This is a genomic window from Streptomyces sp. NPDC111520 (genome assembly GCF_055635295.1).
Window position 1 is genome coordinate 175,488 of sequence record NZ_JBVKBW010000005.1, and the last position, 21,401, is coordinate 196,888.

Here is a 21,401-nt window from a genome sequence, read left to right on the forward strand (position 1 = left end):
TCAGTCTCCACCGAACGAAAGGCAGTCCGTGACCCTCGACCTCAGCGCCCTCCCCGACGGATTCGTGTGGGGTGCCGCGACGGCCGCGTACCAGATCGAAGGAGCCGTGGCCGAGGACGGCCGAGCACCCTCCATCTGGGACACCTTCTCCCGCACGCCGGGGAAGGTCGCGAACGGCGACACCGGTGACGTCGCCTGCGACCACTACCACCGCGTGCCGGAGGACATCGGCCTGATGGGCCGGCTCGGCCTGGACGCGTACCGCTTCTCCCTCGCCTGGCCGCGCGTGATGCCGCAGGGCGGCGGACCGGTCAACCCCGCGGGCCTGGCCTTCTACGACCGCCTGGTGGACGCCCTGCTGGAGGCGGGCATCACCCCCTTCCCCACCCTGTACCACTGGGACCTGCCGCAGGCGCAGCAGGACCGCGGCGGCTGGCCGGAGCGGGAGACCGCGCTGCGCTTCGCCGAGTACGCGGCCGTGGTGGCCGAGCGGCTCGGGGACCGGGTCACGCACTGGGCGACGCTCAACGAGCCGCTGTGCTCCGCGTGGATCGGGCACCTGCAGGGCGTGATGGCCCCCGGCCTCACCGACCTGACGGCCGCCGTCCGCGCCTCGTACCACCTGCACCTGGGCCACGGCCTGGCGGTGCAGGCACTGCGCGCCGCGGTCCCGCACGCCCAGGTCGGCATCGTCAACAACCTCAGCCCCTGCGAGCCGGCCTCCGACCGGCCCGAGGACGTCGCCGCAGCGCTGCGCTCCGACGGGCACACCAACCGCTGGTGGCTGGACCCGATCCACGGCCGCGGCTACCCCGAGGACATGCTGGAGCTGTACGGGGTCGAACTGCCCGTCCAGGCGGGCGACATGGAGACCATCGCCGCGCCGCTGGACTGGCTGGGCCTCAACTACTACTTCCGTGACATCGTTGCCGACGACCCGTCGGGGCCGGTCCCCCACACCCGCGCCGTACGCGTCCCGGACGTCCGCCGCACCGCGATGGACTGGGAGGTGCACGCCGACGGCCTGGAGCGGCTGCTGCTGCGGCTGACCGAGGAGTACGGCGCCCGCAAGATCTACGTCACCGAGAACGGCTCGGCGTACGAGGACCGCGTCGGCCCCGACGGGCAGGTCCACGACCCCGAGCGCACCGCCTACCTGGAGGAGCACCTGGCGGCCTGCGCCCGCGCCGTGCGCGGCGGCGCCCCGCTCGCCGGCTACTTCGCCTGGTCGCTGCTGGACAACTTCGAGTGGGCGTACGGCTACGACAAGCGCTTCGGCCTCGTCCACGTCGACTACGAGACCCAGCGCCGGACCGTGAAGGGCAGCGGCCGCCGCTACGCCGACATCATCACCGCCCACCGGAGCCGCTCCCGCAACGCGGCCTGACCTCCCTCGCCATCCCGTCTCCACCCCCACACAGGAGATCCGCGATGCCACACTCCCCCCACGTCGGACGCCTGATCGCCGTGCTCACGGCGGTCGCGGCGGCCTTCGCCGGATTACTGCTCGCCGGACCCGGGGCGGCCGCCGCCACGGCGGTCCAGGTCACGATGACCACCACCTCCGACGGCAGCACCGTCGTCAGGGGCCTGCAGGCACAGACCCCGGCCGCCTTCGAGGCGGGCAACGGCAGCGGCGGCACGGTCATCACGGTGGACCCCGCCGCCCGCTACCAGCCCTTCGAGGGCGGCGGGGCCTCCTTCACCGACAGCGCGGCCTGGCTGATGAACTCCTCCGGCGCGCTGTCGGCGGCCACCCGTGACGCCACGATGCGCAAGCTGTTCTCCCCCACGGAGGGCATAGGCCTGGGCTTCCTGCGCAACCCGATGGGCGCCTCGGACATCGCGCGCAGCCACTACACCTACGACGACACCTGCTGCGACCTGGCGGACTTCTCCATCTCCCGGGACCTCGCCGACGTCCTGCCGATGACCCAGCGGGCGCGCCAGCTCAACCCCGACCTGAAGGTCATGGCGGTGCCGTGGTCGGCACCGGCGTGGATGAAGGACAACGGCAGGCTGACCCAGATGGGCAAGCTGAGGCCCGAGTACTACGACATGTACGCGCAGTACTTCGTGAAGTACCTGCAGGCGTACGAGCAGCGCGGCGTCCACGTCGACTACGTCTCGGTGCAGAACGAGCCGCAGTGCTGCGGTGCGAACAGCAGCTACCCCACCATGGAGTGGACGGCGGCCACGCTGCTGGACTTCACCAGGAACCACCTCTTCCCGGCGTTCCGTTCGGCCGGGATCACCACCAAGGCGCTCGTCCACGACTGGAACCACGGCGACTGGAACACCACCGGCGCCGGCCAGCTCGCCGACGCCGCCCTGCGCAACGACCCGCTCTTCGGCGGCGTCGCCTGGCACGGCTACACGCCGACCCCGCCGGACTACGCGCTGGGCAGCAGGGTCCACGACCAGTACCCGGGTGTGGCGCAGTACGAGACGGAGCACTCCGGCGGCACCTGGGTGGGCGACCAGCAACTGGAGGACCTGCGGGACATCACCGGCTTCACCCGCAACTGGGCCCGCGCCTACGTGAAGTGGTCGCTGGCGCTGGACCAGGCCAGGGGCCCGCACGCGGGCGGCTGCGACAGCTGCAGCGGGCTGATCACGGTGCACAACGGTGACGCGCGCAGCGGCCAGGTCGACTACACCGTCGAGTACTACACGATGGGCCAGCTGACGAAGTTCGTCCGCGCGGGCGCGGTGCGGATCGGCAGCAACGCCACCGACCCGGTGTGGAACACGGCCTTCGTCAACAGCGACGGGCAGCGGGTGCTGGTCACCCACAACTCCTCGTCGTCCACGCAGCAGGTGACGGTCCGCGAGGCCGGGCAGCACTTCTCGTACAGCCTGCCGGCCCGCGCCACGACCACCTTCACCTGGTCCGGCGCGCCGACCGGCGGCGGGGGCGGCGACGGGGACGGCATCAGCACCTCCGCCTGGTACCAGGTGGCCGGCGCCGGCTCGGGCAAGTGCGTGGACGCCAAGGACCGCGGCACCGCCAACGGCACGGCGGTGCAGCAGTGGAGCTGCGTCGCCGGGCAGGCCAACCAGCAGTGGCAGTTCCGGCCCACCGACGGCGGCTACTACCGGGTGGTGAACCGCAACGCGACCGCCACCGAGCAGGTCTGGGACGTCACGGGCGGCGCGTCCGCGACGGGCGACTCCGTGCCGGTGCAGACCTGGCAGTGGTCCTCGGGCGCCAACCAGCAGTGGAGGCCGGTGCTCCAGCCGGACGGGTCGTACGTCCTGACGGCCCGGCACAGCGCCAAGTGCCTCGACGTCGCGGGGGCCTCGCCGTCCGACGGCGCCCTGCTGCAGCAGTACACCTGCAACGGCACCGCCGCCCAGTCCTTCCGGCTGACGCCGGCGGGCTGACCCGACCCCGCGCGGCGCCGGCGTACGAGGGAGCCGCCGGCGCCGCGCGGCACCAACCCCCCTCCGGGGCACCGGGGCCCCGGAGGGGCTCACCTGTCGGCGGCGGACGCGAGTGGGCAGCCCGCTGGTCGCCGTCCCTGTCTCCGCCCTGGCCGTCCGGGGAGACAGGGAGCACGGGACGCTCGGCGAGACGGGGACGCCCCCGGCGACTACGACCGGGCGTGCGCCGTGGACGACCTGGCGGGCGTGACGGCGGCCGATCCCGCCGTCGCGTGGCAGGAGTGCGGGACGTGGGAGACCGACGGGCCCGCGGTGTCATGGACTCCGCCCCGGTGGGCGGCCTGCTGGGCGTCGGCTACCCCGGCGGCGGCATGCCCGCACAGGCCCCCGTCCCGCTGCCTGCCGGCCGCTGGGCCGTCCAGGCCGTCGGGACGACGGTCGGCGACCGCACCTCGCTCGGCCTGGTGCGGCTCGTGCCGGACGTCCGCTGCGGGCCGTCAGGCCAGGTCGGCCCAGCACCGGGCCAGGCGGGCGGTGCCGCGGTCGGTGAGCGAGCCCCACAGGCGCAGGCGGGCGATGCCGCCGTCGGGGTAGGTCTCCAGCCGTACGTGGGTGGCGGGCGGGACGTCGACGACGAAGCGGTGGACCGTGTCGGGTTGCAGGGGGGTGCGGGGCAGGATCTCGAACCAGCCGCCGTCCTCCCCGTCGCGGCCGAGGAGGGCGGCCCAGCCGGCGGCGTTGCCCTTGTAGTAGCCGGTGTCGATCTCGACGGCGCGGACGCTGCCCTGAGCGGCGAGGCGGTAGCGCGCCCAGTCGTGGCCCGTGTCGCGGCGCCGGCGGGTCTCCCAGCCGTCGCCCATGCGACGGGACCTGCCCGGCAGGATGGGGTTGACCGGGGAGGAGTAGAAGCGGTCGGAGACGTCCTCGGGGGCGCCGCCGTTCTCCAGGGCGACCAGGTCGAAGGTGCCCAGCGCGGTCAGCCAGGCGGGGTCGGGCACGACCTCGCCGTGGACCCGCAGCCGGGCGATGCCGCCGTCGGGGAACTGCTGGAGCCGCAGGTGGGTGAAGCGGCGCTCGACGGCCACCTCGAAGCCGTTGGCGGCGTGCCCGCCGACGGCCGTGCGGGGCACCAGCTCCGTCCACTCCACGCAGTCGGCCAGCAGGTCCGCGGGCGCGGCGGACAGGGCCGCGCAGGTGGCCTCCAGGGCGATCTGCCGGGGGTGGTTGCCGCGGAAGTGGGCGGTGTCCACGACGACGCCGCGTACGACGCCGGGCGCGGCGAGCCGGATCAGCGCCCAGTCGTGGTCGGCGTCGGCGGGGTGCGGGCTGCCGGCGTCGGGGCCGCGTCGGCGGCGGGTCTCCCAGCCGTCCATGACCTGGCCCTTGTGGCCGAAGTGCTCGGCCCGGAACTCGGGCCGCTCGGGGACGAGCAGGTTCTCCCGCTCGGCGAAGAACTCGTCGTTGGCGGCGGTCACCCCGGCGCCCAGGCGCCGGTCGGCGAGGTCGACGAGACCCGTGAACGGCAGGTCGGCGCCGCGGTAGTCGGCGTAGGGGTCCCCTCCGGAGTACGGCTGGGCGGCGCCGGTGTACCGGGGTACGGCAGTCACGCGTTCTCCCTTTCGATGAGGCGGCCGGAGGGGTCGGCCGGGGTGCCGTGGTCGGCGATCCGCTCGCCGCGCAGCCAGGTGCTCCGTACGACCCCCTGGAGGGTGCGGCCCGCGTAGGCGGTGACCCGGTTGCGGTGGTGGAGCGCCGCCGGATCCACGGTGAAGCTCTCGTCGGGTGCCAGGACGGCGAAGTCGGCGTCGTGACCGGGTGCGACGGCGCCCTTGGTGGTGAGCCCGGCGAGCCGGGCCGGGCCGCGCGCCATCCAGCGCACCACGTCGGCGAGCGTGCCGCCACGCCGGCGGGCCTCGGTCCAGATCGCGGGCAGGCCGAGCTGGAGGGAGGAGATCCCTCCCCACGCGGCGCCGAAGTCGCCGGTGTCGAGGTGCTTGAGGTCGGCGGTGGAGGGCGAGTGGTCGGAGACGACGCAGTCGACGGTGCCGTCGAGCAGGCCCTGCCACAGGGCCTCCCGGTTGCCCGCCTCGCGAATCGGCGGGCAGCACTTGAACTGGGTCGCGCCGTCCGGGACCTCCTCGGCCGTCAGCGTCAGGTAGTGCGGGCAGGTCTCGGCCGTCAGGCGTACGCCGTCGCGGCGGGCGGCGGCGATCAGGGGCAGGGCCTCGGCGGAGGACAGGTGCAGGACGTGCACACGGCAGTCCAGGCGGCGGGCGAGGTCGATCAGCGCCTCGACGGCGGCGTTCTCGGCGGCGCGCGGGCGGGAGGCGAGGAAGCCGGCGTAGGCGCGGCCGGCGGCCGGCGGGGCGCCCTCGATGAGCCCGGGGTCCTCGGCGTGGACGATCAGCAGCCCGTCGAAGCGGGCGATCTCGCGCATCGCCTCCGCCAGTTCGGCGGGGGCCAGCTGCGGGAACTCCTCGACGCCGGAGGGCAGCAGGAAGCACTTGAAACCGAAGACCCCGGCCTCGTGGAGGGGCCGCAGGTCCTTGCCGTTGCCGGGGACGGCGCCGCCCCAGAAACCGACGTCGGTGTGGATCCGGCCGCGGGCGGCGGCGCGCTTGACCTCCAGGTGGGCGGTGGTGGTGGTCGGGGGGATGCTGTTGAGCGGCATGTCGATCAAGGTGGTGACGCCGCCGGCCGCGGCGGCGCGGGTGGCGGTCGCGAAGCCCTCCCATTCGCTGCGGCCCGGGTCGTTGACGTGGACGTGGGTGTCGACCAGGCCGGGGAGCAGGGCGGCGGTGCCGAGGTCGACCAGGCGGGCGCCGGGCGGGGGCTCGCTCCCGTACGGCAGCACGGCGGCGATCCGGCCTCCGGCGACGGCCACGTCGGCGGGGCGCTCGCCCTCCGGTGTGACGACCCGTGGTGATCGCAGCACGAGCTCGATCCCGTCAGCGGCCTCGGACACGGGGTTCCCCTTCCACCGGCGTCACAGAAATTCAACGTTCTGTTGAAACGCATCCTCCGCTCGCTCCCGAGCCGCCGTCAACCCCTTCCCGGCCCACGCGCGGGACCCCGGCAGTACAGTTGGGTAATTCCACGCAATGGAATACGTTTTCCACGTCCGTCGGCCCGCGCCGCGCCCACGACCGCCCCGAACGGCGGTCACCTGCCTGGTCAGGGCCGGTAGGCTGCACCACTACCACCGTCCGCCTGGGGAGGAAACGTGGCGTCAGACCGCGCCGGGGGCGTGCAGTCCCTCGAACGCGCCTTCGACCTACTGGAGCGGATGGCCGACGCGGGCGGCGAGGTGGGCCTCAGCGAACTGTCCGCGAGCAGCGGACTGCCGCTGCCCACGATCCACCGGCTGATGCGCACCCTGGTCGACTGCGGCTACGTACGCCAGCAGCCCAACCGCCGCTACGCCCTGGGACCCCGGCTGATCCGCCTCGGCGAGAGTTCGGCCCGCCTCCTGGGCACCTGGGCCCGCCCCTACCTGGCGGAGCTGGTCGAGGCGACCGGCGAGACCGCCAACATGGCGCTCCTCGACGGCGACGAGGTCGTCTACGTCGCCCAGGTCCCCTCGCGGCACTCGATGCGGATGTTCACCGAGGTCGGACGGCGTGTGCTGCCGCACTCCACGGGCGTCGGCAAGGCCCTGCTGGCGCACGTCGCGCCGGAGGAGGTGCGGGCCCTGCTGGCCCGCACCGGGATGCCGGCGGCCACGGAGCGGACCATCGTCGACCCGGACGCCTTCCTGGCGGAACTGGAGCACATCCGCGCCCAGGGCTACGCCGTGGACGACAACGAACAGGAGGTCGGGGTCCGCTGCCTGGCGGTCACCGTCCCCGACTCCCCCACTGCCGCCGCCATCTCCATCTCCGGACCTGCCGGCCGGGTGACCGAAGCGGCCACGGAGAAGATCGTGCCGGTGCTGCAGGGCGTGGCGCGGCAGCTGTCGTCCGCGCTGGCCAGCAACGGGACGTCCTGAGCACACCCGGTGGGGCCGGGGGCCGCGCCGGTGGGTGGGTGCGGGTTCGCGCGACAGCCGAACGACCGCCCCCAACCCCCGACCACCGACCAGCAACCCCACGTGTCGGCTCCGGCGTCGCACTCGGGTCGCGGCGGGATCGGAAGCTTGACCTGGAGCGCACTCCAAGGCCTACGGTCGTCACCGTAGCGACCACGACCCCGGACGGGTGGACCATGCAACTGGGCCTGCACCTCACGAAGTTCGACCATCCCGCGGGACCTGCCGGGCTCGCGCCGGCGCTGGCCGCGGCCGGTGAGGCCGCCGAGTCGGCCGGCGCGGGCTGGCTGTCGGTGATGGACCACTACTTCCAGATGGAGAACAACGGCGGCGCCGAGGCCGCGATGCTGGAGGCCTACACGACGCTGGGCTTCCTCGCCGCCCACACCTCCTCCGTGCGCCTCGGCGTCCTCGTCACCGGGGTCACCTACCGCCACCCCGGACCGCTGGCGAAGATCGCGACCACGCTCGACGTCCTGTCCGGCGGCCGGGCCACCCTCGGGCTCGGCGCGGCCTGGTACGAGCGGGAGCACCTGGGTCTGGGCGTGCCCTTCCCGCCGCTCGCGGAGCGCTTCGAGCGGCTGGAGGAGACGCTGCGGATCTGCCTGCAGATGTGGGACCGGAGCGACGACGGCGCCTTCGAGGGCACGCACTACTCGCTGGCGGAGACCCGCAGCACCCCCGCCCCGGTGAGCACACCCCGTCCGGAGATCATGATCGGGGGCGGCGGCGAGCGGAAGACGCTGCGCCTGGTCGCCCGGTACGCGGACGCCTGCAACCTCTTCGCCTCCTCGACCGCCGAGGTCGCGCACAAGCTGGACGTACTGCGCGCGCACTGCGACGAGGCCGGACGCGACTACGACGGAATCCGCAAGACCGTGCTGTTCGCCGGGGCCTCCATCCGCGGCGGCGACACCGACGCCTTCGTCGCCGACATGGCCGGTTACGCCAAGCTCGGTGTCGACACGGTCATCGTGGTGCCGCCGGACGCCGAGCCGGCCGCCTGGATCGACAGCCACTGCGCTCCGGCCGTCCCCCGGCTGGCCGAGCTCGGCTGACCGGCCCGGCCGGCACCCCGCGTCATTCGGGACGCGGGGTGCCGAACAGCTCGATCGCCCGCCGGACCTCGGTGAGGGCACCGGCCAGGGCACTGACGGAGCCCAGCGCCCCGGCGATCACGAGCAGGCCGCGGCGCAGCCGCGGGACGTCCGGGACGCCGGCGGCCGCGGCGGCGGCCAGCGCGGAGAGCTCGTCCTCGGCGATGTGCCGGTCCGGTAAGTTGCCCCGGTACCCGGCGAGTTCACGGCGACAGCGGGCGACCGCGGCCCGCAGGGCGGTCACCCTCGGGTCGAGGGTCCCGCCGTCGTCGACCGCCGCACGGGCGGCCACGTCCTTCACCACTGATACGTCCCCCACAGGTAGGCCCCCGGTGATTCCCCCCTGGACGGCCGGCCCCATCCGGTCCGCCGCAATCGGGGAGGACAGTAAACGCGACGGAGCGCTTCCCCCGCTATACGGAGAGCGAAATCCGCCGCAACTTCTCGTCGCACGTGACGACTTGCCGACATTAACGTCCGGGCCCCGCGATCCGGTTCCAGTCCGCGAGCCGCCAGCGCCCTGCGCCGTCGCGTCGCCAGCGGGCCATCGAGGCGTTGGCGACGGCGACGTCGGCGGACGGCGGGGTCCCCAGCAGCCTTCGCAGCGCCAGCACCACCGCGTCGTGCGTGACGAGCAGCAGCGACGGGCCGGGGCGGGCGGCGGTCTCCTCCAGGAAGTCCCGGACGCGGTCCTCGACGTCGCCCACCGACTCCCCGCCCGGTGGGCGGTAGCCGGCCTCCCCCTCGCACTCGCGGCGCCGCGCCTCCTCGGGGAACCGCTCACGGATCCCTTCGGGGGTGAGCAGCTCCAGCCGGCCCATGCCGCGGTCCCGCAGGCGTTCGTCGTAGGTGACGGGCAGCGGCGCGCGCCCCGCGGCCGTACGGACCTCCTCGACGGCGTCGAGGGTCTGCCGGGCCCGCTCGAAGGGCGAGCAGCCGGCCCGGGCGGGCGCCTCGGCGGCGGGCAAGGCCAGCAGGTCGCGGCCGAGGCGCGCCGACTGCTCCTGCCCGAGCGCCGTCAACGCCACAGCGGCGTCCCGGACCCCGTGCAGGGACCTACCGCGGGCGAAGGCCACGTTGGCCTCGCTCTCCCCGTGGCGTACGGCGATGATCCAGCGCGTCATGGCCGGTCCTTTCCCCCGCCCCCCGTCCACGGTATCCAGGGAGCATGGGAAGCGACGCGGGCACGGGCGCCGTCGCCGGGCTGCTGCTGGCGGCCGGCGGGGGCAGGCGGCTGGGCGGCCGCCCGAAGGCGCTGCTGGAGTACGGTGGCCGGCCGCTGGTCGAACACGCGGCGCGGACGCTGCGCGCCGGCGGCTGCGGCCCCGTCCACATCGTGCTGGGCGCGGCGGCGGCACAGGTACGCGAACGGGCCGCGCTGGACGGCTACGCCGTCACCGTGAACCCGCACTGGGAGCAGGGCATGGGCTCCTCGCTGCGCGCCGGCCTGGAGGCGCTGGCGGGCACCGGCGCGCCGGCCGTGGTCGTGGCGCTGGTGGACCAGCCCGGGATCGGGGCCACCGCGGTGGCCCGGGTGGTGGCCGCCTACGCCTCGCCGCGCACCCTCGCGTCCGCCACGTACGGCGGCAGACGGGGCCACCCGATCCTGCTGGGCGCCGCCCACTGGGCGGCGATCGCCGCGAGTGCGGTCGGGGACCAGGGGGCACGCTCCTACCTGAGGCGGCACGAGGAGGCGATCGCACGCGTCGAGTGCGGGGACGTCGCGGTCCCCGCCGACATCGACACCCCGGATGACCTGCGGCTGCTGGCGGACCCGCCGGCACCCCCTGCACCGGGTGCCACAGAACGTTGAACTTCCGCAATGCAAAAACTATGCTCCACCCAGCAGAAGCGCCCGTACGATCGGCGCGCCTCGCAGCCGCAACCCGCCCGGTCCGGCACCCCGTGCCAGGGCCGGGGCCCGGTGGCCGCCCGGCTCTCCCGGTCGCACGGCACCCCTCACCGGCAAGAGGAGAGTCAGGTTCATGTCCGCACCAGGACCCGCACCGCACGCCGTCGTCGCCGCCACCGCACCCCCCGTCGAGCGCGCGGAGGAAGTACTGACCGACGGGGCGCTCGCCTTCCTCGCCGAGCTGCACCGCCGGTTCGCTCCCCGCCGCGCCGAACTCCTCGCCAAACGCGGCGAACGCCGCGCCGAGATCGCCCGCACCGGCACCCTGGACTTCCTCCCGGAGACCGCCCACATCCGCGAGGGCGACTGGCGCGTCGCCGACGCCCCCGCCGCCCTCGACGACCGCAGGGTGGAGATCACCGGCCCCACCGACCGCAAGATGACCATCAACGCCCTCAACTCCGGCGCCCGGATCTGGCTCGCCGACTTCGAGGACGCCTCCGCTCCCACCTGGGAGAACGTCGTCGGCGGCCAGGTCAACCTGATCGACGCCTACGAGCGCCGCATCGACTTCACCTCCCCCGAGGGCAAGTCCTACGCGCTCAAGGACGAGGCCGAACTCGCCACCGTCGTCGTGCGGCCCCGCGGCTGGCACCTCGACGAACGCCACCTGACCGTCGACGGCGAACCCGTCCCCGGCGCCCTCGTCGACTTCGGCCTCTACTTCTTCCACAACGCGCACCGTCTGCTCGCCAAGGGCAAGGGCCCCTACTTCTACCTCCCCAAGACCGAGTCGCACCTCGAAGCCCGCCTGTGGAACGACGTGTTCGTCCTCGCCCAGGACCACCTCGGCATCGCACAGGGCACCATCCGCGCCACCGTCCTCATCGAGACGATCACCGCGGCCTTCGAGATGGACGAGATCCTCCACGAACTGCGCGACCACGCCTCCGGCCTCAACGCCGGCCGCTGGGACTACCTGTTCTCCATCGTCAAGAACTTCCGCGACGCCGGCGAGCGCTTCGTGCTGCCCGACCGCAACGCCGTGACGATGACCGCGCCCTTCATGCGCGCCTACACCGAACTGCTCGTCCGCACCTGCCACAGGCGCGGCGCCCACGCCATCGGCGGCATGGCCGCCTTCATCCCCTCCCGGCGCGACGCCGAGGTCAACGCGGTCGCCTTCGAGAAGGTCAAGGCCGACAAGGACCGCGAGGCCCACGACGGCTTCGACGGCTCCTGGGTCGCCCACCCCGACCTCGTGCCCATCGCCCGCGCCTCCTTCGACGCCGTCCTCGGCGACCGGCCGAACCAGAAGGACCGGCTGCGCGAGGACGTCCACGTCACCGCCGCAGACCTGCTGGCCGTCGACTCCCTCGACGCCAAGCCCACCTACGAGGGACTGCGCAACGCCGTCCAGGTCGGCACCCGCTACATCGAGGCATGGCTGCGCGGCATGGGCGCCGTCGCCATCTTCAACCTCATGGAGGACGCCGCCACCGCCGAGATCTCCCGCTCCCAGATCTGGCAGTGGGTCAACGCGGGCGTCGTCCTCGCCGACAACGGGGAGAAGGCCACCGCCGACCTCGTACGCACCCTGGCCGACCGCGAACTCGCCGCCATCCGCGAGGAGACCGGCGAGCAGGCCTTCGCCGCCGGCCGCTGGCAGCAGGCCCACGACCTGCTGCTGAAGACGGCACTCGACGAGACCTACGTCGACTTCCTCACCCTGCCCGCCTACGAACTGCTCGACTGAACCGGCCTCCCTGCCCCCGGCCACCCCCGGCCAGGGGCCACCGCCCCACACGGACCCGCACCGGGAAAAGACACCCGGCGGGCACGGGGGCACTGGCATGATCGTCGGCATGCCAGCAGCACGACCACGCGCCGCGAGGCCCAGCCTGTACATCTCGGTCGACGTCGAGGCGGACGGGCCCATCCCCGGCCCGTACTCGATGCTCAGCCTCGGAGCCGCCGTCGCGGGACGGCAGGACGCCACGGGATTCACCGCCGCCGACCCCGAGCGGGACACCTTCTACCGCGAACTGCGCCCGGCCGGAACCGAGACCGACCCGCAGGCACTCGCCGTCAGCGGCCTCGACCGGGCACGCCTGGCCGCCGAGGGAAGCGAACCGGCAGCCACCATGGCCGAGTTCACCACCTGGGTGCACACCGTCAGCGAAGGCGCCCAGCCCGTCATGACCGGCTACCCCGCCGCCTACGACTGGATGTTCCTGTACTGGTACCTGATCCGCTACACCGGATCCAGCCCCTTCGGGCACTCCGGCTGCCTCGACATGAAGACCCTCTACGCCGCCAAGGCCGGCGTACCGCTGCGCGCCGTCGCCAAGGGCACCATGCCCCCGGAACTCCTCTCCCGCCGCCGGCACACCCACCACGCCCTCGACGACGCCGTCGAACAGGCAGAGCTCTTCGCCAACCTCATGGCCTGGAAGGGCACCCCGCATGCCCTTTGACCACAACGACCACTACCACCGCCTGCTGCTGCGCAAGGTCCCGCCCGGCGCACTCACCGCCCTCGACGTCGGCTGCGGCACCGGCCGCTTCGCCCGGCGCCTGGCCGCCCGAGGACTGCGCGTCGACGCCGTCGACGCCTCCCCCGAGGCCGTCGCCGCCGCCGGAACCGCCCCCGGAGTCACCTTCCGCGTCGCCGACGTCACCCGCGTGGACCTCCCCCGGGGCCACTACGACCTCATCACCTGCCTGGCCGCCCTGCACCACATGCCGTTCGGCACGGTCACCGCGCTGCGCGCCGCCCTCGCGCCCGGCGGCGTCCTGCTCGTCCTCGGCTGCTACCCCGAACGCACCCCCGCCGACTGGGCCGTCAGCCTGACCGCCGTCCCACTCAACGCCGCCGCTCGCACGGTCACGGCCGTCACCGACCGGATCCGCGGCCGCACCCCCGGACCCGTCCGGGCCCCCGTACGCCCACCGGACACACCCCTGCCGCAGATCCGCGCCGACGCGGCACACCTGCTTCCCGGCAGCCGCATCAGGCGCCTGCTGTTCTGGCGCTACCTGCTGGAGTACCGCGACGGCAGGGCCGGCTGACCGGCCCCGCCGGACGACGCGCCGTCGCGCTCAGGCCTGACCGGTGTCGAAGCGGCTGATCTTGCCGTCGTCCACCGTGAAACGCCACTTCGTGCGCATCTCGCCCCACGCGTCGTTGCGGTAGTCCGCGATGAGGGTGAGACCCGCCGAATCCTGGGACTGCACGTCCATGTGACCGTGCGACTCGAAGATCTCCCGGTCCGCCCACTCCTTGAGGTTGCGGTCGGAGCCGTCGTCGGACATCGTCGCGTTCTCGGTGAGCGCGGCCTCGAAGGCCTTGCGGTCCCCGGCGTTCACCGCCGAGACGAAGGCGCGGACGGCCGGCTCGTTGAGGGCGTCGGTGCGGATCATCGCTGCTGCTCCCTGTGCTCACGGATCGTGCCACCAGCCTCGCCCGAGCGGCCCCGCCCCGCTACCCGGGACCGCACGGCCCGCCCGCCGTTCACCCGCCGGGACCGCCACCGCTGGCCCCCCGACCCGACCCCGGGGACCCTGGGATCCAGTCCGGCGGCCCGACAGCGACGGCAGGAGCACACGCGTGGCGAGCGGGGGCGAGGACCTCACCGACGAAGGACGCGACGTACTGCGGTACGTCCGCATGCTCCCCGTCGTGCTGCTCGTCGGCGGCTTCCTGGTCGACTACCTGACCCCCGCCCAGTTCAGCGCCACCGCCTTCTACTCCGTCGCCCCCATGCTGGCGGCCCCCCTGATGTCCCTGCCCGGCACCGCGCTGGTCGGGGCGGGCGCCATCGCCGCCGACGCGGGCATCCTCAGCCACTTCGGCTACCTCGGCGGCCCCGGCGGCATCAGCGAACTGCTCTCGATCACCGCCGTCGCCGTCGTGGCCGTGTTCATCAACCGCCTCCTCCACGTCCGCGACGTCCGGCTGCGCTCCGCACGCGGCGTCGCCGCCGCCGTCCAACGCGCCGTACTGCCCGTACCGCCGCGACGCGTCGGCCCCTACCGCATCGCCGCCCGCTACGAGACCGCCGAGGCCGAGGCCGAGATCGGCGGCGACCTCTACGCCGTCCAGGACACGCCCTACGGACTGCGCTGCATCATGGGCGACGTACGCGGCAAGGGCATGGCGGCCGTGGAGGCCGCCACCGTGGTACTCGGCGCGTTCCGCATGGCCGCCGACGAGGAACCCACCCTCGCCGGCGTCGCGAACCGCATGGACCGGGCACTGTGGCGCGCGGCCGAACGCCGCGAGGGCATGGACCGCCTGGAATGGTTCGTCACCGCCGTCCTCGCCGAGTTCCCGCCCGGCGAGAGCGGACTGCGCCTGGTCAACCGCGGCCACCCGCCCCCACTGGTCCTGCACCGCGGCACCGTGCGCTGCGCCGAACCCGCGGCCCACGCCCTGCCCCTCGGCATGGGTCTCGACGACGTCACCGACGAGGTCGACACGCTCCCCTTCCCACCCGGCGCCGCCCTGCTCATGCACACCGACGGCGTCACCGAGGCACGCGACGCCGACGGCACCTTCTACGACCCCGTCGCCCGGCTGGCCACCGTGCCCTTCGACGGCCCCGACGAACTCCTCGACGCCCTTCTCGACGACGTCCACGCGCACACCGGCGGCCCGCGCAGCGACGACATGGCACTCCTGGCGGTCTGCCACTTCTGACCCCGCGGCCGCCCCCGTGCCGCCCGCCTCCGTCCGCCCCGTCAGACCCCCCGCGCCGCCCCGCACGAGGCCCGCACCCGCAGCGAGGGCAGCAGATCCACGTGCCGCCGCGGCGACGACCCACCGCCCGCCGCGACACGCTCCAGCAGCAGCGCGACGGCCGCCTCCCCCACCGCCCGCTTGGGCGCCGCGACCGCCGTCAGCGGCGGATCCGCGAGACCCGCCACCTGGTCGTCGTGGACCACCACCGCCAGGTCCTGCGGAACCCGCAGCCCCAGCGCCCGCAGGCGCGAGACCACCATGACCGCCAGTTCGTCGCCGTGCATCAGCACCGCGTGCACCCCGTGCTCCTCCACCAGCGCCCGCACGTGCCGCACCGCCACGTCCACCCGCTCGGCCTCCGGCAGGTCCGCCGCCGCGGTGAACGGCGACCCGGGCGCCGGGGCCAGTCCCAGGGCCGCCACCGCGGCCGCGTACCCGGACCGCAACGGCCCGGCGTGCGCCGTCTCCTGGAGCACCAGCGCGACCGACCGGTGCCCCAGCGCCGCCAGGTGCCGCACCGCCATCACCGCCCCCTGCGCGGAATCCGTCCGCACCCGGTCCAGCTCCGCCGCCTGGCTCCCGGGCGGCGCCAGCCGCTCCACCAGCACCAGGGGCACCGCGCGCTCGGCGATCCGGGCCCCGCCCCCGGGCGCGGGCGTCCAGCCCGGGGTCAGCAGCAGCCCGTCCACCCCGGAGGCGACCAGCCGGCCGGCCTGCTCCTCGTCGCCCTCGGGCAGGTACCCGGACAGGCCCAGGACCAGCCGCCCCCCACGCGCCTCCACGGCCTCCCGGGCGCCCTGCACGATCTCGCCGAACGAGTAGTCGAGGGTGGGCACCACCATGCCGACCACGAGCCCCTCGGCGTCCCGCGCCCCCGCACGGGCGGGCTCCGCGGCGCCCCCGGCGGTGGGCGCCAGGACGGAACCGTGGACCCGGCGCAGCCGGCCCTGCTCGGCCAGCGTCTCCACGTCCCGGCGCACGGTCACGGTCGACACGCCCAGTTCGTCGGCGAGGTCGGTCACCCGCAGGGTGCCCCGTTGGCGGACCAACTCCAGTACCCGTTCGTGGCGCTGGTCGACGTGGAGTCGCACGGTGTTCCCCTCGGTGCTCCGGGCGGGCGGTGTCGTGAACCACTGCTGCCCCGCACTGTACGCACTGCGCGCACGGCGTTGATCCACAGGTTCGCACCGGGGAGGAGGCGGTGCGGGCGGCAGCGGTCCCGACGTGGGGATCCGCGGGGGCGCCCGGTGGCCCGCGGGTACGGCGCGGGGGCGTGGGGCGGGTGGCCACCAGGCAATCTCGACCCCCGCATTACTCGTCCCTCCCGTGACGCGTCTCCCCCGGCTGTCGGTGCCTGCCCCTACCCTGCTGCCGTGAACGCGCCCGCCCTCCGCCAGCTCCGCGCCGCCCTGGAACGCGCCCTCGCCGACCCGGGCATCGCCACCTCCCGCTCCCGGGAGGAACGGCTCCGCAAGGCCACCGCGGTGCTGGAGCGCGCGGCCGCCGACCTCCCGCCGCGGGCGCTTGGCAGCCTCGACGACCTGTTCTCCGACGCCGTCCTGGGCCACCCGGGGCGGCCCGACACCGTGCTCGGCCGCATCGCGGCCGGCCGGTACCGCACCCGGGCGGGGCAGCTGGGCCGGCAGCTCACCCCCGCCAGCCAGCGCGACATCATGGACGGCGTCGCCGACCTCAACCGGGCCGCCGGGCGGGCCCCCTTCGGGTGGCAGGCCCGCGGGATGCGCCCCTGGTCCAAGCACACCAAGGAGCCCCTGGACTTCACCGGGCACATCGTGCTGCGCCGGGCGCTCGCCACCCCCGTCGAGCCGCGCCGCGAGCCGTACCGGCTGCGGCTGCTGGCGGCGCTGGAGGTGCTGTGGGCGACGGCGGTGCCCCGCGAGGGACTGGTGGCCGCCGACGTCACCGACCTGTCGGCCGGGGAGTCCCGCATCCGGCTGACCGTGAACCTGCCCGGCCGGACGACCGCGACCCGGCAGGAGTTCACGCTCCCCCGGTCGGCGCGGACCGCGCTGCGGCTGTGGCTGCCGGTGCGCCGGGAGGTCGTCGCCCGGCACCTGGACGCGGGACCCGACCATCCCGCCAACCAGGCCCTGTTCGTCACCCTGCGGCACACGGTGGCCGAGCCGGCGTCGGGCGCCGCCCGGATGGTGCCGCCCGGCATCCGCATCACCGGGAACGGTCTGGAGACCGACTACAGCAAGTGGGCGCGCGGGCTCAACGGCGACCACGCGGGGCAGAAGGGCTGGCCGGTGCCGACCGACCTGTACACCGTCTCCCGCGGGGGCGCGGTGCTGCGCGAGGCCCAGGGCCGCTCCCAGGGCCGGGGCCCGGGCCACCGGTAGGTCAGCCGGTGCGGGTCCGCGCCCGGTGGCCGTCGAGGACGTCCTGGCGCAGCAGTGGGCCGAAGCCGGCCGACTCCAGGCGCCGGCCCAGTTGCGCCTCGTCGACGCCGAGGGCCGCCGCGGTGCGGGCCAGATGCCAGTCGTGGGCGGCGAGGCGGTCGAGCAGGTGGCCGCGGCGCACCTGGTTCTCCGAGAGCCGGAAGGTCTTGAGTTGACATCCTCTCCGGCCTAAAGGGCGGAGATTCCCACTTGCCTGCCGGTGGTCTCTGGCTGGGGCTTGGGGTGGGTTCCTGTTTCTTCGCGCTGCGCCGGTACGAGTACCGGTCTTACCCACGCTCCGCAGGCTGATACGGCCAGTCCGGCCGCCTTCGCGATGTTGACCGCCGCATTGATGTCGCGGTCAAGGACGGTCCCGCAGGCCGCGCACGTCCACATGCGCAGGCTGAGGGGCTTGGGGCCGTCCTTGACGCCGCAGGCCGAGCAGACCTGAGAGGTCGGTTCGAAGCGTCCGATGCGGTGGAAAGCCCGCCCGTACACGGCGGCCTTGTACTCCAGCATCGCGGTGAATGCCGACCATCCCGCGTCGTGCACCGACTTGGCCATGCGGGTGCGGGCGAGCGCCTTGACCGCCAGGTCTTCCACTGCAACCGCTTGGTTCTCGCGGATGATCTCCGTGGAGAGCTGGTGGTGGAACTCGCGCCGCGCGTCGGCGGTCCGTGCGTGGGCGCGTGCAACCTTGATCCGGGCCTTCGCCCGGTTCTTCGATCCCTTGGCCTTCCGGCTGAGATCGCGCTGAGCCTTCTTCAGCTTCTTCTCGGCCCGGCGCAGGAAGCGGGGGCTGTCGATCTTCGTTCCGTCGGAGAGGACCGCGAAGTGAATCAGGCCCACGTCGATGCCGACGGCGCTGTCCGTGGCGGGCGGCATCCCGGGCTCGGCCTCGACCACGAACGAGGCGAAGTACCGGCCCGCACTGTCCTTGACCACCGTCACCGTGCACGGTGCCGATGGCAGGGAGCGGGACCACTTCACGGCCACGTCACCGACCTTGGGCAGCCGCAGCTTCCCGCCGGCCGTGATCTTCCATCCGGGCGTTCGCGGTGAACCGGACCGCCTGCCGCGTATCCTTGCGGGACTTCAAGCGGGGCGGTCCCATCGCGGGGCGCTTGCCCCGAAGGCCGTCGAAGAAGTTTCGGTACGCTGGACCGGCCTGGCCGCGCGAAGGACGTCCGCCGGGCGCCTGACATCACCCCCGAGCCGGCAGCGAACTCCGCCGCTACTCGGCTCCCGGCCAAGGACGGCCTTCACCCCCAACCCAAGAGCACTGGCCAAGATCAGAGGCAGACGGTCCGACCCCGACGGTCCGTGACGGCCTCGCCGATGGGGTTCTCCCGTCCGGGACGGAACTCTGGCAGGAACCGGGAGAGTGTAAACGGGCCCATCCGGAACACGCGGCCGTGAAGAGCCGGTGCGGAGTCCTCCAAGGGATTCCCGGCCGGCGGGCCGTGCGCGACCGCCCGCCCCCCGCCCGCGTCCGGCGCCGAACGCGGCCGAACGCCGGGTCCCGCCCCGGGCAGGGCGGGACCCGGCACCGGCCGGGGGGCCGTCCCTCCCCCGGCCGGGGTCTGCGCGGGACCTCGGCGGTCAGCCCGTCAGGCCCGCGATCCGCGCGAGCCGCCGGGCCTGGTCGCGGGTGGCGCGCGCGACGGCCTCCTCGTCGACGGTGACGAGGCGGCCCTGCTCCACCACCGGGCGGCCGTTCACCAGGGAGAGGGTGACGGGGGCCGCCGCGCCCAGGACCAGGGCGGCGACCGGGTCGGCGATCGAGGCGTGGGCGAGGGTGTCCATCCGCCACAGGACGAGGTCGGCGAGCTTGCCCGGTTCCAGGGAACCGATCTCCGCGGCCCGGCCGAGCACTTGGGCGCCGCCGTACGTGCCCAGCCGCAGGACCTGACGGGCGGTCAGCGCGGCCTCGCGGTGGGCGCCGAGGCGGTTGATCAGCAGCGCGTTGCGCAACTCGGTGTGCAGCTCGCCCGATTCGTTGGAGGCGGTGCCGTCCACGCCGAGGCCGACCGGGACGCCGGCCGCGAGCATGTAGGGGACGCGGGCGATCCCCGCGGCCAGGCGGGCATTGGAGGACGGGCAGTGGGCGACGCCGGTCCGCGTGCGGGCGAAGGCCGCGATGTCGGAGTCGGCCATGTGGACGCAGTGCGCCATCCACACGTCCTCGCCGAGCCAGCCGGTGGACTCGAAGTAGTCCGTCGGCCCCATGCCGAACAGTTCCTTGCAGAACTGCTCTTCCTCCACGGTCTCGCTGCCGTGGGTGTGCAGCCGCACGCCCTTGCGCCGGGCGAGTACGGCGCCCTGGCGCAGCAGTTCGGTGGAGACCGAGAACGGCGAGCAGGGGGCGACGGCGATCTGCGTCATGGCGCCGGGCGAGGCGTCGTGGTGCTTGTCGATCGTCTCCTCGGTGGCGGCGAGGGCGTCGTCGAGAGTCTCGACCGCGAAGTCCGGGGGCAGTCCGCCGTCGGACTCGCCGCGGTCCATCGAGCCGCGGGCGAGGGTGAAGCGCACGCCCATGCCGGCGGCGGCCCGGATGATGGCGCCGGACAGGTCTCCGGTGCCGCGGGGGAAGACGTAGTGGTGGTCCATGGCGGTGGTGACCCCGCCGCGGGCCATCATGGCCAGGGAGCCCTGGGCCGCCGCATGGGTCATCGGCTCGTCGATGCGGGCCCAGGTGGGGTAGAGGGCGACGAGCCAGTCGAAGAGGTTGTGGTCGGTGGCCAGGCCCCGGGTGAGCCACTGGTAGAAGTGGTGGTGGGTGTTGACCAGGCCGGGGGTGAGCAGGTGGCCGGTGCCGTCCACCCTCCTGACGACCCCGTCCAGTCCGGCGGGGGCGCGACCCGGGCCGACGGACTCGATGCGGTCGCCGGCGACGACGACGTGGCCGTCCGGGTACTCGGTGCCGTCCGCGTCGACGGTGGCGACGGCGCAGTTCTCGATGACGGTGCGCTCTGCTGGGGCGGTCATGGCGGGGCCTCTCAGTCCGTCACCGGGATGCGGGGCTCGGCTCCGTCGCGCAGGACGGTGCCCTCGATGAGGCCGTAGGGGCGGTCGGCCGCGAAGTACACGGCGCTGTCGGGGGTGTCGTTCTTCAGGCCGAAGGGCTCGAGGTCGACGAGGAAGTGGTGCTTGTTGGGGAGCGAGAGCCGCACCTCGTCGACCTCGGGACGGTGCTCGACGACCCGGTCGCCCATCGCGTACAGCGTCTGCTGCAGGGAGAGCGAGTAGGTGCCCGCGAAGGCGTCGAGGAGGTGGCGGCGGACCTCGGCGTACGACTCCTCCCAGGGCGGGGCGGGGTCCTCGTCCCGGGTCCAGTGGAACCGCCAGCGGGCGCGGACCTCGGTGGCGAGGACGCGGTCGCGGGTCTCCGGCAGCGTGGTGTACCGGTCCTTGACGAAGCCCCAGAACTCGGAGTCGGTGGTGTTCATGACCACGAGGTCCCTCAGGCCGGAGACGACCTGCCACCGCGTGCCGTCGAAGGTGACCTCGGTGGTGCGGGTCTCGCCGCCGCCGCGGACGAAGGAGTGCTCGCGCGCGATCCGCTCCCAGCCGTACTCCTCGATGCGGATCCTGGCCCGGGCGATGGACTCCTGGCCGGTGACGAAGTGCCGGGCGAGGTGGATGCCGAACTGCTCGGCGGAGGCGACGCCGTGCTGCTTGGCGAAGGCGAAGACGGTGTTCTTGGTGGTGTCGGTGGGCAGCACGGCGGCGTTGCTGCCGGAATAGTGGACGTCGTCCATGGCGCCGGAGAGGGCGACGGAGACATTGAGGTCCTTGACGTGGTGGGTCGCGCCGTCGCGGGTGACGTGGACGACGCGGGTCTCCGCCTTGCCGTACTGGTTCTGGCCGAGTCGGGTGGGCGACATGTCGG

General features: G+C 73.9%; 19 protein-coding genes and 1 pseudogene. 10 read left to right on the forward strand and 10 right to left on the reverse strand.

Annotated elements, in window-relative coordinates:
• Window positions 1–28: 28 nt before the first annotated feature.
• Both ACZ7MY_RS13115 and ACZ7MY_RS13120 read left to right on the forward strand, forming a co-directional pair.
• On the forward strand, window positions 29–1,387 hold the full coding sequence (locus ACZ7MY_RS13115; RefSeq protein WP_499601484.1) for a GH1 family beta-glucosidase: 1,359 nt from the start codon (window positions 29–31) through the stop codon (window positions 1,385–1,387).
• 44 nt (window positions 1,388–1,431) lie between these two features.
• Window positions 1,432–3,387, forward strand: a complete 1,956-nt coding sequence (locus tag ACZ7MY_RS13120; RefSeq protein ID WP_499601486.1) for an RICIN domain-containing protein — start codon at window positions 1,432–1,434, stop codon at window positions 3,385–3,387.
• Between the two features lie 497 nt (window positions 3,388–3,884).
• Here the strand turns inward: ACZ7MY_RS13120 and alc are convergent, their stop codons facing one another.
• Complete coding sequence (gene alc, locus ACZ7MY_RS13125) at window positions 3,885–4,994, reverse strand: allantoicase (protein WP_499601488.1); 1,110 nt, start codon at window positions 4,992–4,994, stop codon at window positions 3,885–3,887.
• Window positions 4,991–6,352 carry an allantoinase AllB gene (allB, locus tag ACZ7MY_RS13130; protein WP_499601489.1) on the reverse strand — a complete coding sequence of 454 codons (1,362 nt, stop codon included), beginning with the start codon at window positions 6,350–6,352 and terminating at the stop codon, window positions 4,991–4,993. The genes alc and allB overlap by 4 nt, the downstream gene beginning before the upstream one ends.
• A 258-nt stretch (window positions 6,353–6,610) precedes the next feature.
• Here allB and ACZ7MY_RS13135 point away from each other — a divergent pair, with 258 nt between their 5' ends.
• Entirely contained in the window at window positions 6,611–7,375 is a 765-nt protein-coding gene (locus ACZ7MY_RS13135) for an IclR family transcriptional regulator (RefSeq protein ID WP_499601491.1), read from the forward strand.
• 215 nt (window positions 7,376–7,590) lie between these two features.
• A complete protein-coding gene (locus ACZ7MY_RS13140) occupies window positions 7,591–8,472 on the forward strand; it encodes an LLM class F420-dependent oxidoreductase (protein ID WP_499601493.1) in 882 nt (293 codons plus the stop codon).
• Between the two features lie 22 nt (window positions 8,473–8,494).
• Here ACZ7MY_RS13140 and ACZ7MY_RS13145 read toward each other — a convergent pair whose 3' ends face one another.
• Window positions 8,495–8,815 carry a DUF5955 family protein gene (locus tag ACZ7MY_RS13145; RefSeq protein ID WP_499601495.1) on the reverse strand — a complete coding sequence of 107 codons (321 nt, stop codon included), beginning with the start codon at window positions 8,813–8,815 and terminating at the stop codon, window positions 8,495–8,497.
• A 166-nt stretch (window positions 8,816–8,981) separates the two neighbouring features.
• Entirely contained in the window at window positions 8,982–9,635 is a 654-nt protein-coding gene (locus ACZ7MY_RS13150) for a histidine phosphatase family protein (protein WP_499601497.1), read from the reverse strand.
• 44 nt (window positions 9,636–9,679) lie between these two features.
• On the opposite strand from ACZ7MY_RS13150, the gene ACZ7MY_RS13155 reads away from it, so the two are divergent.
• The 4 genes from ACZ7MY_RS13155 (at window position 9,680) to ACZ7MY_RS13170 (ending at window position 13,435) form a co-directional block, all read left to right on the forward strand.
• Complete coding sequence (locus ACZ7MY_RS13155; protein WP_499601499.1) at window positions 9,680–10,324, forward strand: nucleotidyltransferase family protein; 645 nt, start codon at window positions 9,680–9,682, stop codon at window positions 10,322–10,324.
• Between the two features lie 172 nt (window positions 10,325–10,496).
• Window positions 10,497–12,119, forward strand: coding sequence for a malate synthase A (gene aceB, locus ACZ7MY_RS13160; RefSeq protein ID WP_499601501.1), 1,623 nt, complete (start codon window positions 10,497–10,499; stop codon window positions 12,117–12,119).
• A gap of 109 nt (window positions 12,120–12,228) precedes the next feature.
• Window positions 12,229–12,840 carry an exonuclease gene (locus ACZ7MY_RS13165; protein ID WP_499601503.1) on the forward strand — a complete coding sequence of 204 codons (612 nt, stop codon included), beginning with the start codon at window positions 12,229–12,231 and terminating at the stop codon, window positions 12,838–12,840.
• Window positions 12,830–13,435, forward strand: a complete 606-nt coding sequence (locus tag ACZ7MY_RS13170) for a class I SAM-dependent methyltransferase (RefSeq protein WP_499601504.1) — start codon at window positions 12,830–12,832, stop codon at window positions 13,433–13,435. The genes ACZ7MY_RS13165 and ACZ7MY_RS13170 overlap by 11 nt, the downstream gene beginning before the upstream one ends.
• Before the next feature lie 30 nt (window positions 13,436–13,465).
• On the opposite strand, the gene ACZ7MY_RS13175 is transcribed toward ACZ7MY_RS13170, so the two are convergent.
• Window positions 13,466–13,786 carry a nuclear transport factor 2 family protein gene (locus ACZ7MY_RS13175; protein ID WP_499601505.1) on the reverse strand — a complete coding sequence of 107 codons (321 nt, stop codon included), beginning with the start codon at window positions 13,784–13,786 and terminating at the stop codon, window positions 13,466–13,468.
• A 187-nt stretch (window positions 13,787–13,973) separates the two neighbouring features.
• On the opposite strand from ACZ7MY_RS13175, the gene ACZ7MY_RS13180 reads away from it, so the two are divergent.
• Complete coding sequence (locus tag ACZ7MY_RS13180; protein ID WP_499601507.1) at window positions 13,974–15,065, forward strand: PP2C family protein-serine/threonine phosphatase; 1,092 nt, start codon at window positions 13,974–13,976, stop codon at window positions 15,063–15,065.
• Between the two features lie 41 nt (window positions 15,066–15,106).
• Here ACZ7MY_RS13180 and ACZ7MY_RS13185 read toward each other — a convergent pair whose 3' ends face one another.
• On the reverse strand, window positions 15,107–16,198 hold the full coding sequence (locus tag ACZ7MY_RS13185) for a LacI family DNA-binding transcriptional regulator (RefSeq protein ID WP_499601508.1): 1,092 nt from the start codon (window positions 16,196–16,198) through the stop codon (window positions 15,107–15,109).
• Between the two features lie 282 nt (window positions 16,199–16,480).
• Between ACZ7MY_RS13185 and ACZ7MY_RS13190 the strand changes: the two genes are divergently transcribed.
• The gene (locus ACZ7MY_RS13190; RefSeq protein ID WP_499601510.1) at window positions 16,481–17,470 is read left to right on the forward strand and encodes a hypothetical protein; all 990 of its coding nucleotides are present in this window, start codon (window positions 16,481–16,483) and stop codon (window positions 17,468–17,470) included.
• Window position 17,471: 1 nt separating this feature from the next.
• Here the strand turns inward: ACZ7MY_RS13190 and ACZ7MY_RS13195 are convergent, their stop codons facing one another.
• The 4 genes and pseudogenes from ACZ7MY_RS13195 to pucL form a co-directional block, all read right to left on the reverse strand.
• Window positions 17,472–17,651 carry a hypothetical protein gene (locus ACZ7MY_RS13195; RefSeq protein ID WP_499601511.1) on the reverse strand — a complete coding sequence of 60 codons (180 nt, stop codon included), beginning with the start codon at window positions 17,649–17,651 and terminating at the stop codon, window positions 17,472–17,474.
• A gap of 47 nt (window positions 17,652–17,698) precedes the next feature.
• Window positions 17,699–18,668 (reverse strand): annotated as a pseudogene (locus tag ACZ7MY_RS13200) (RNA-guided endonuclease InsQ/TnpB family protein); the annotation flags it as partial.
• A gap of 443 nt (window positions 18,669–19,111) precedes the next feature.
• The gene (locus tag ACZ7MY_RS13205; RefSeq protein ID WP_499601512.1) at window positions 19,112–20,497 is read right to left on the reverse strand and encodes an 8-oxoguanine deaminase; all 1,386 of its coding nucleotides are present in this window, start codon (window positions 20,495–20,497) and stop codon (window positions 19,112–19,114) included.
• An 11-nt stretch (window positions 20,498–20,508) separates the two neighbouring features.
• Window positions 20,509–21,396, reverse strand: a complete 888-nt coding sequence (gene pucL / locus ACZ7MY_RS13210) for a factor-independent urate hydroxylase (RefSeq protein ID WP_499601514.1) — start codon at window positions 21,394–21,396, stop codon at window positions 20,509–20,511.
• Window positions 21,397–21,401: the final 5 nt, after the last annotated feature.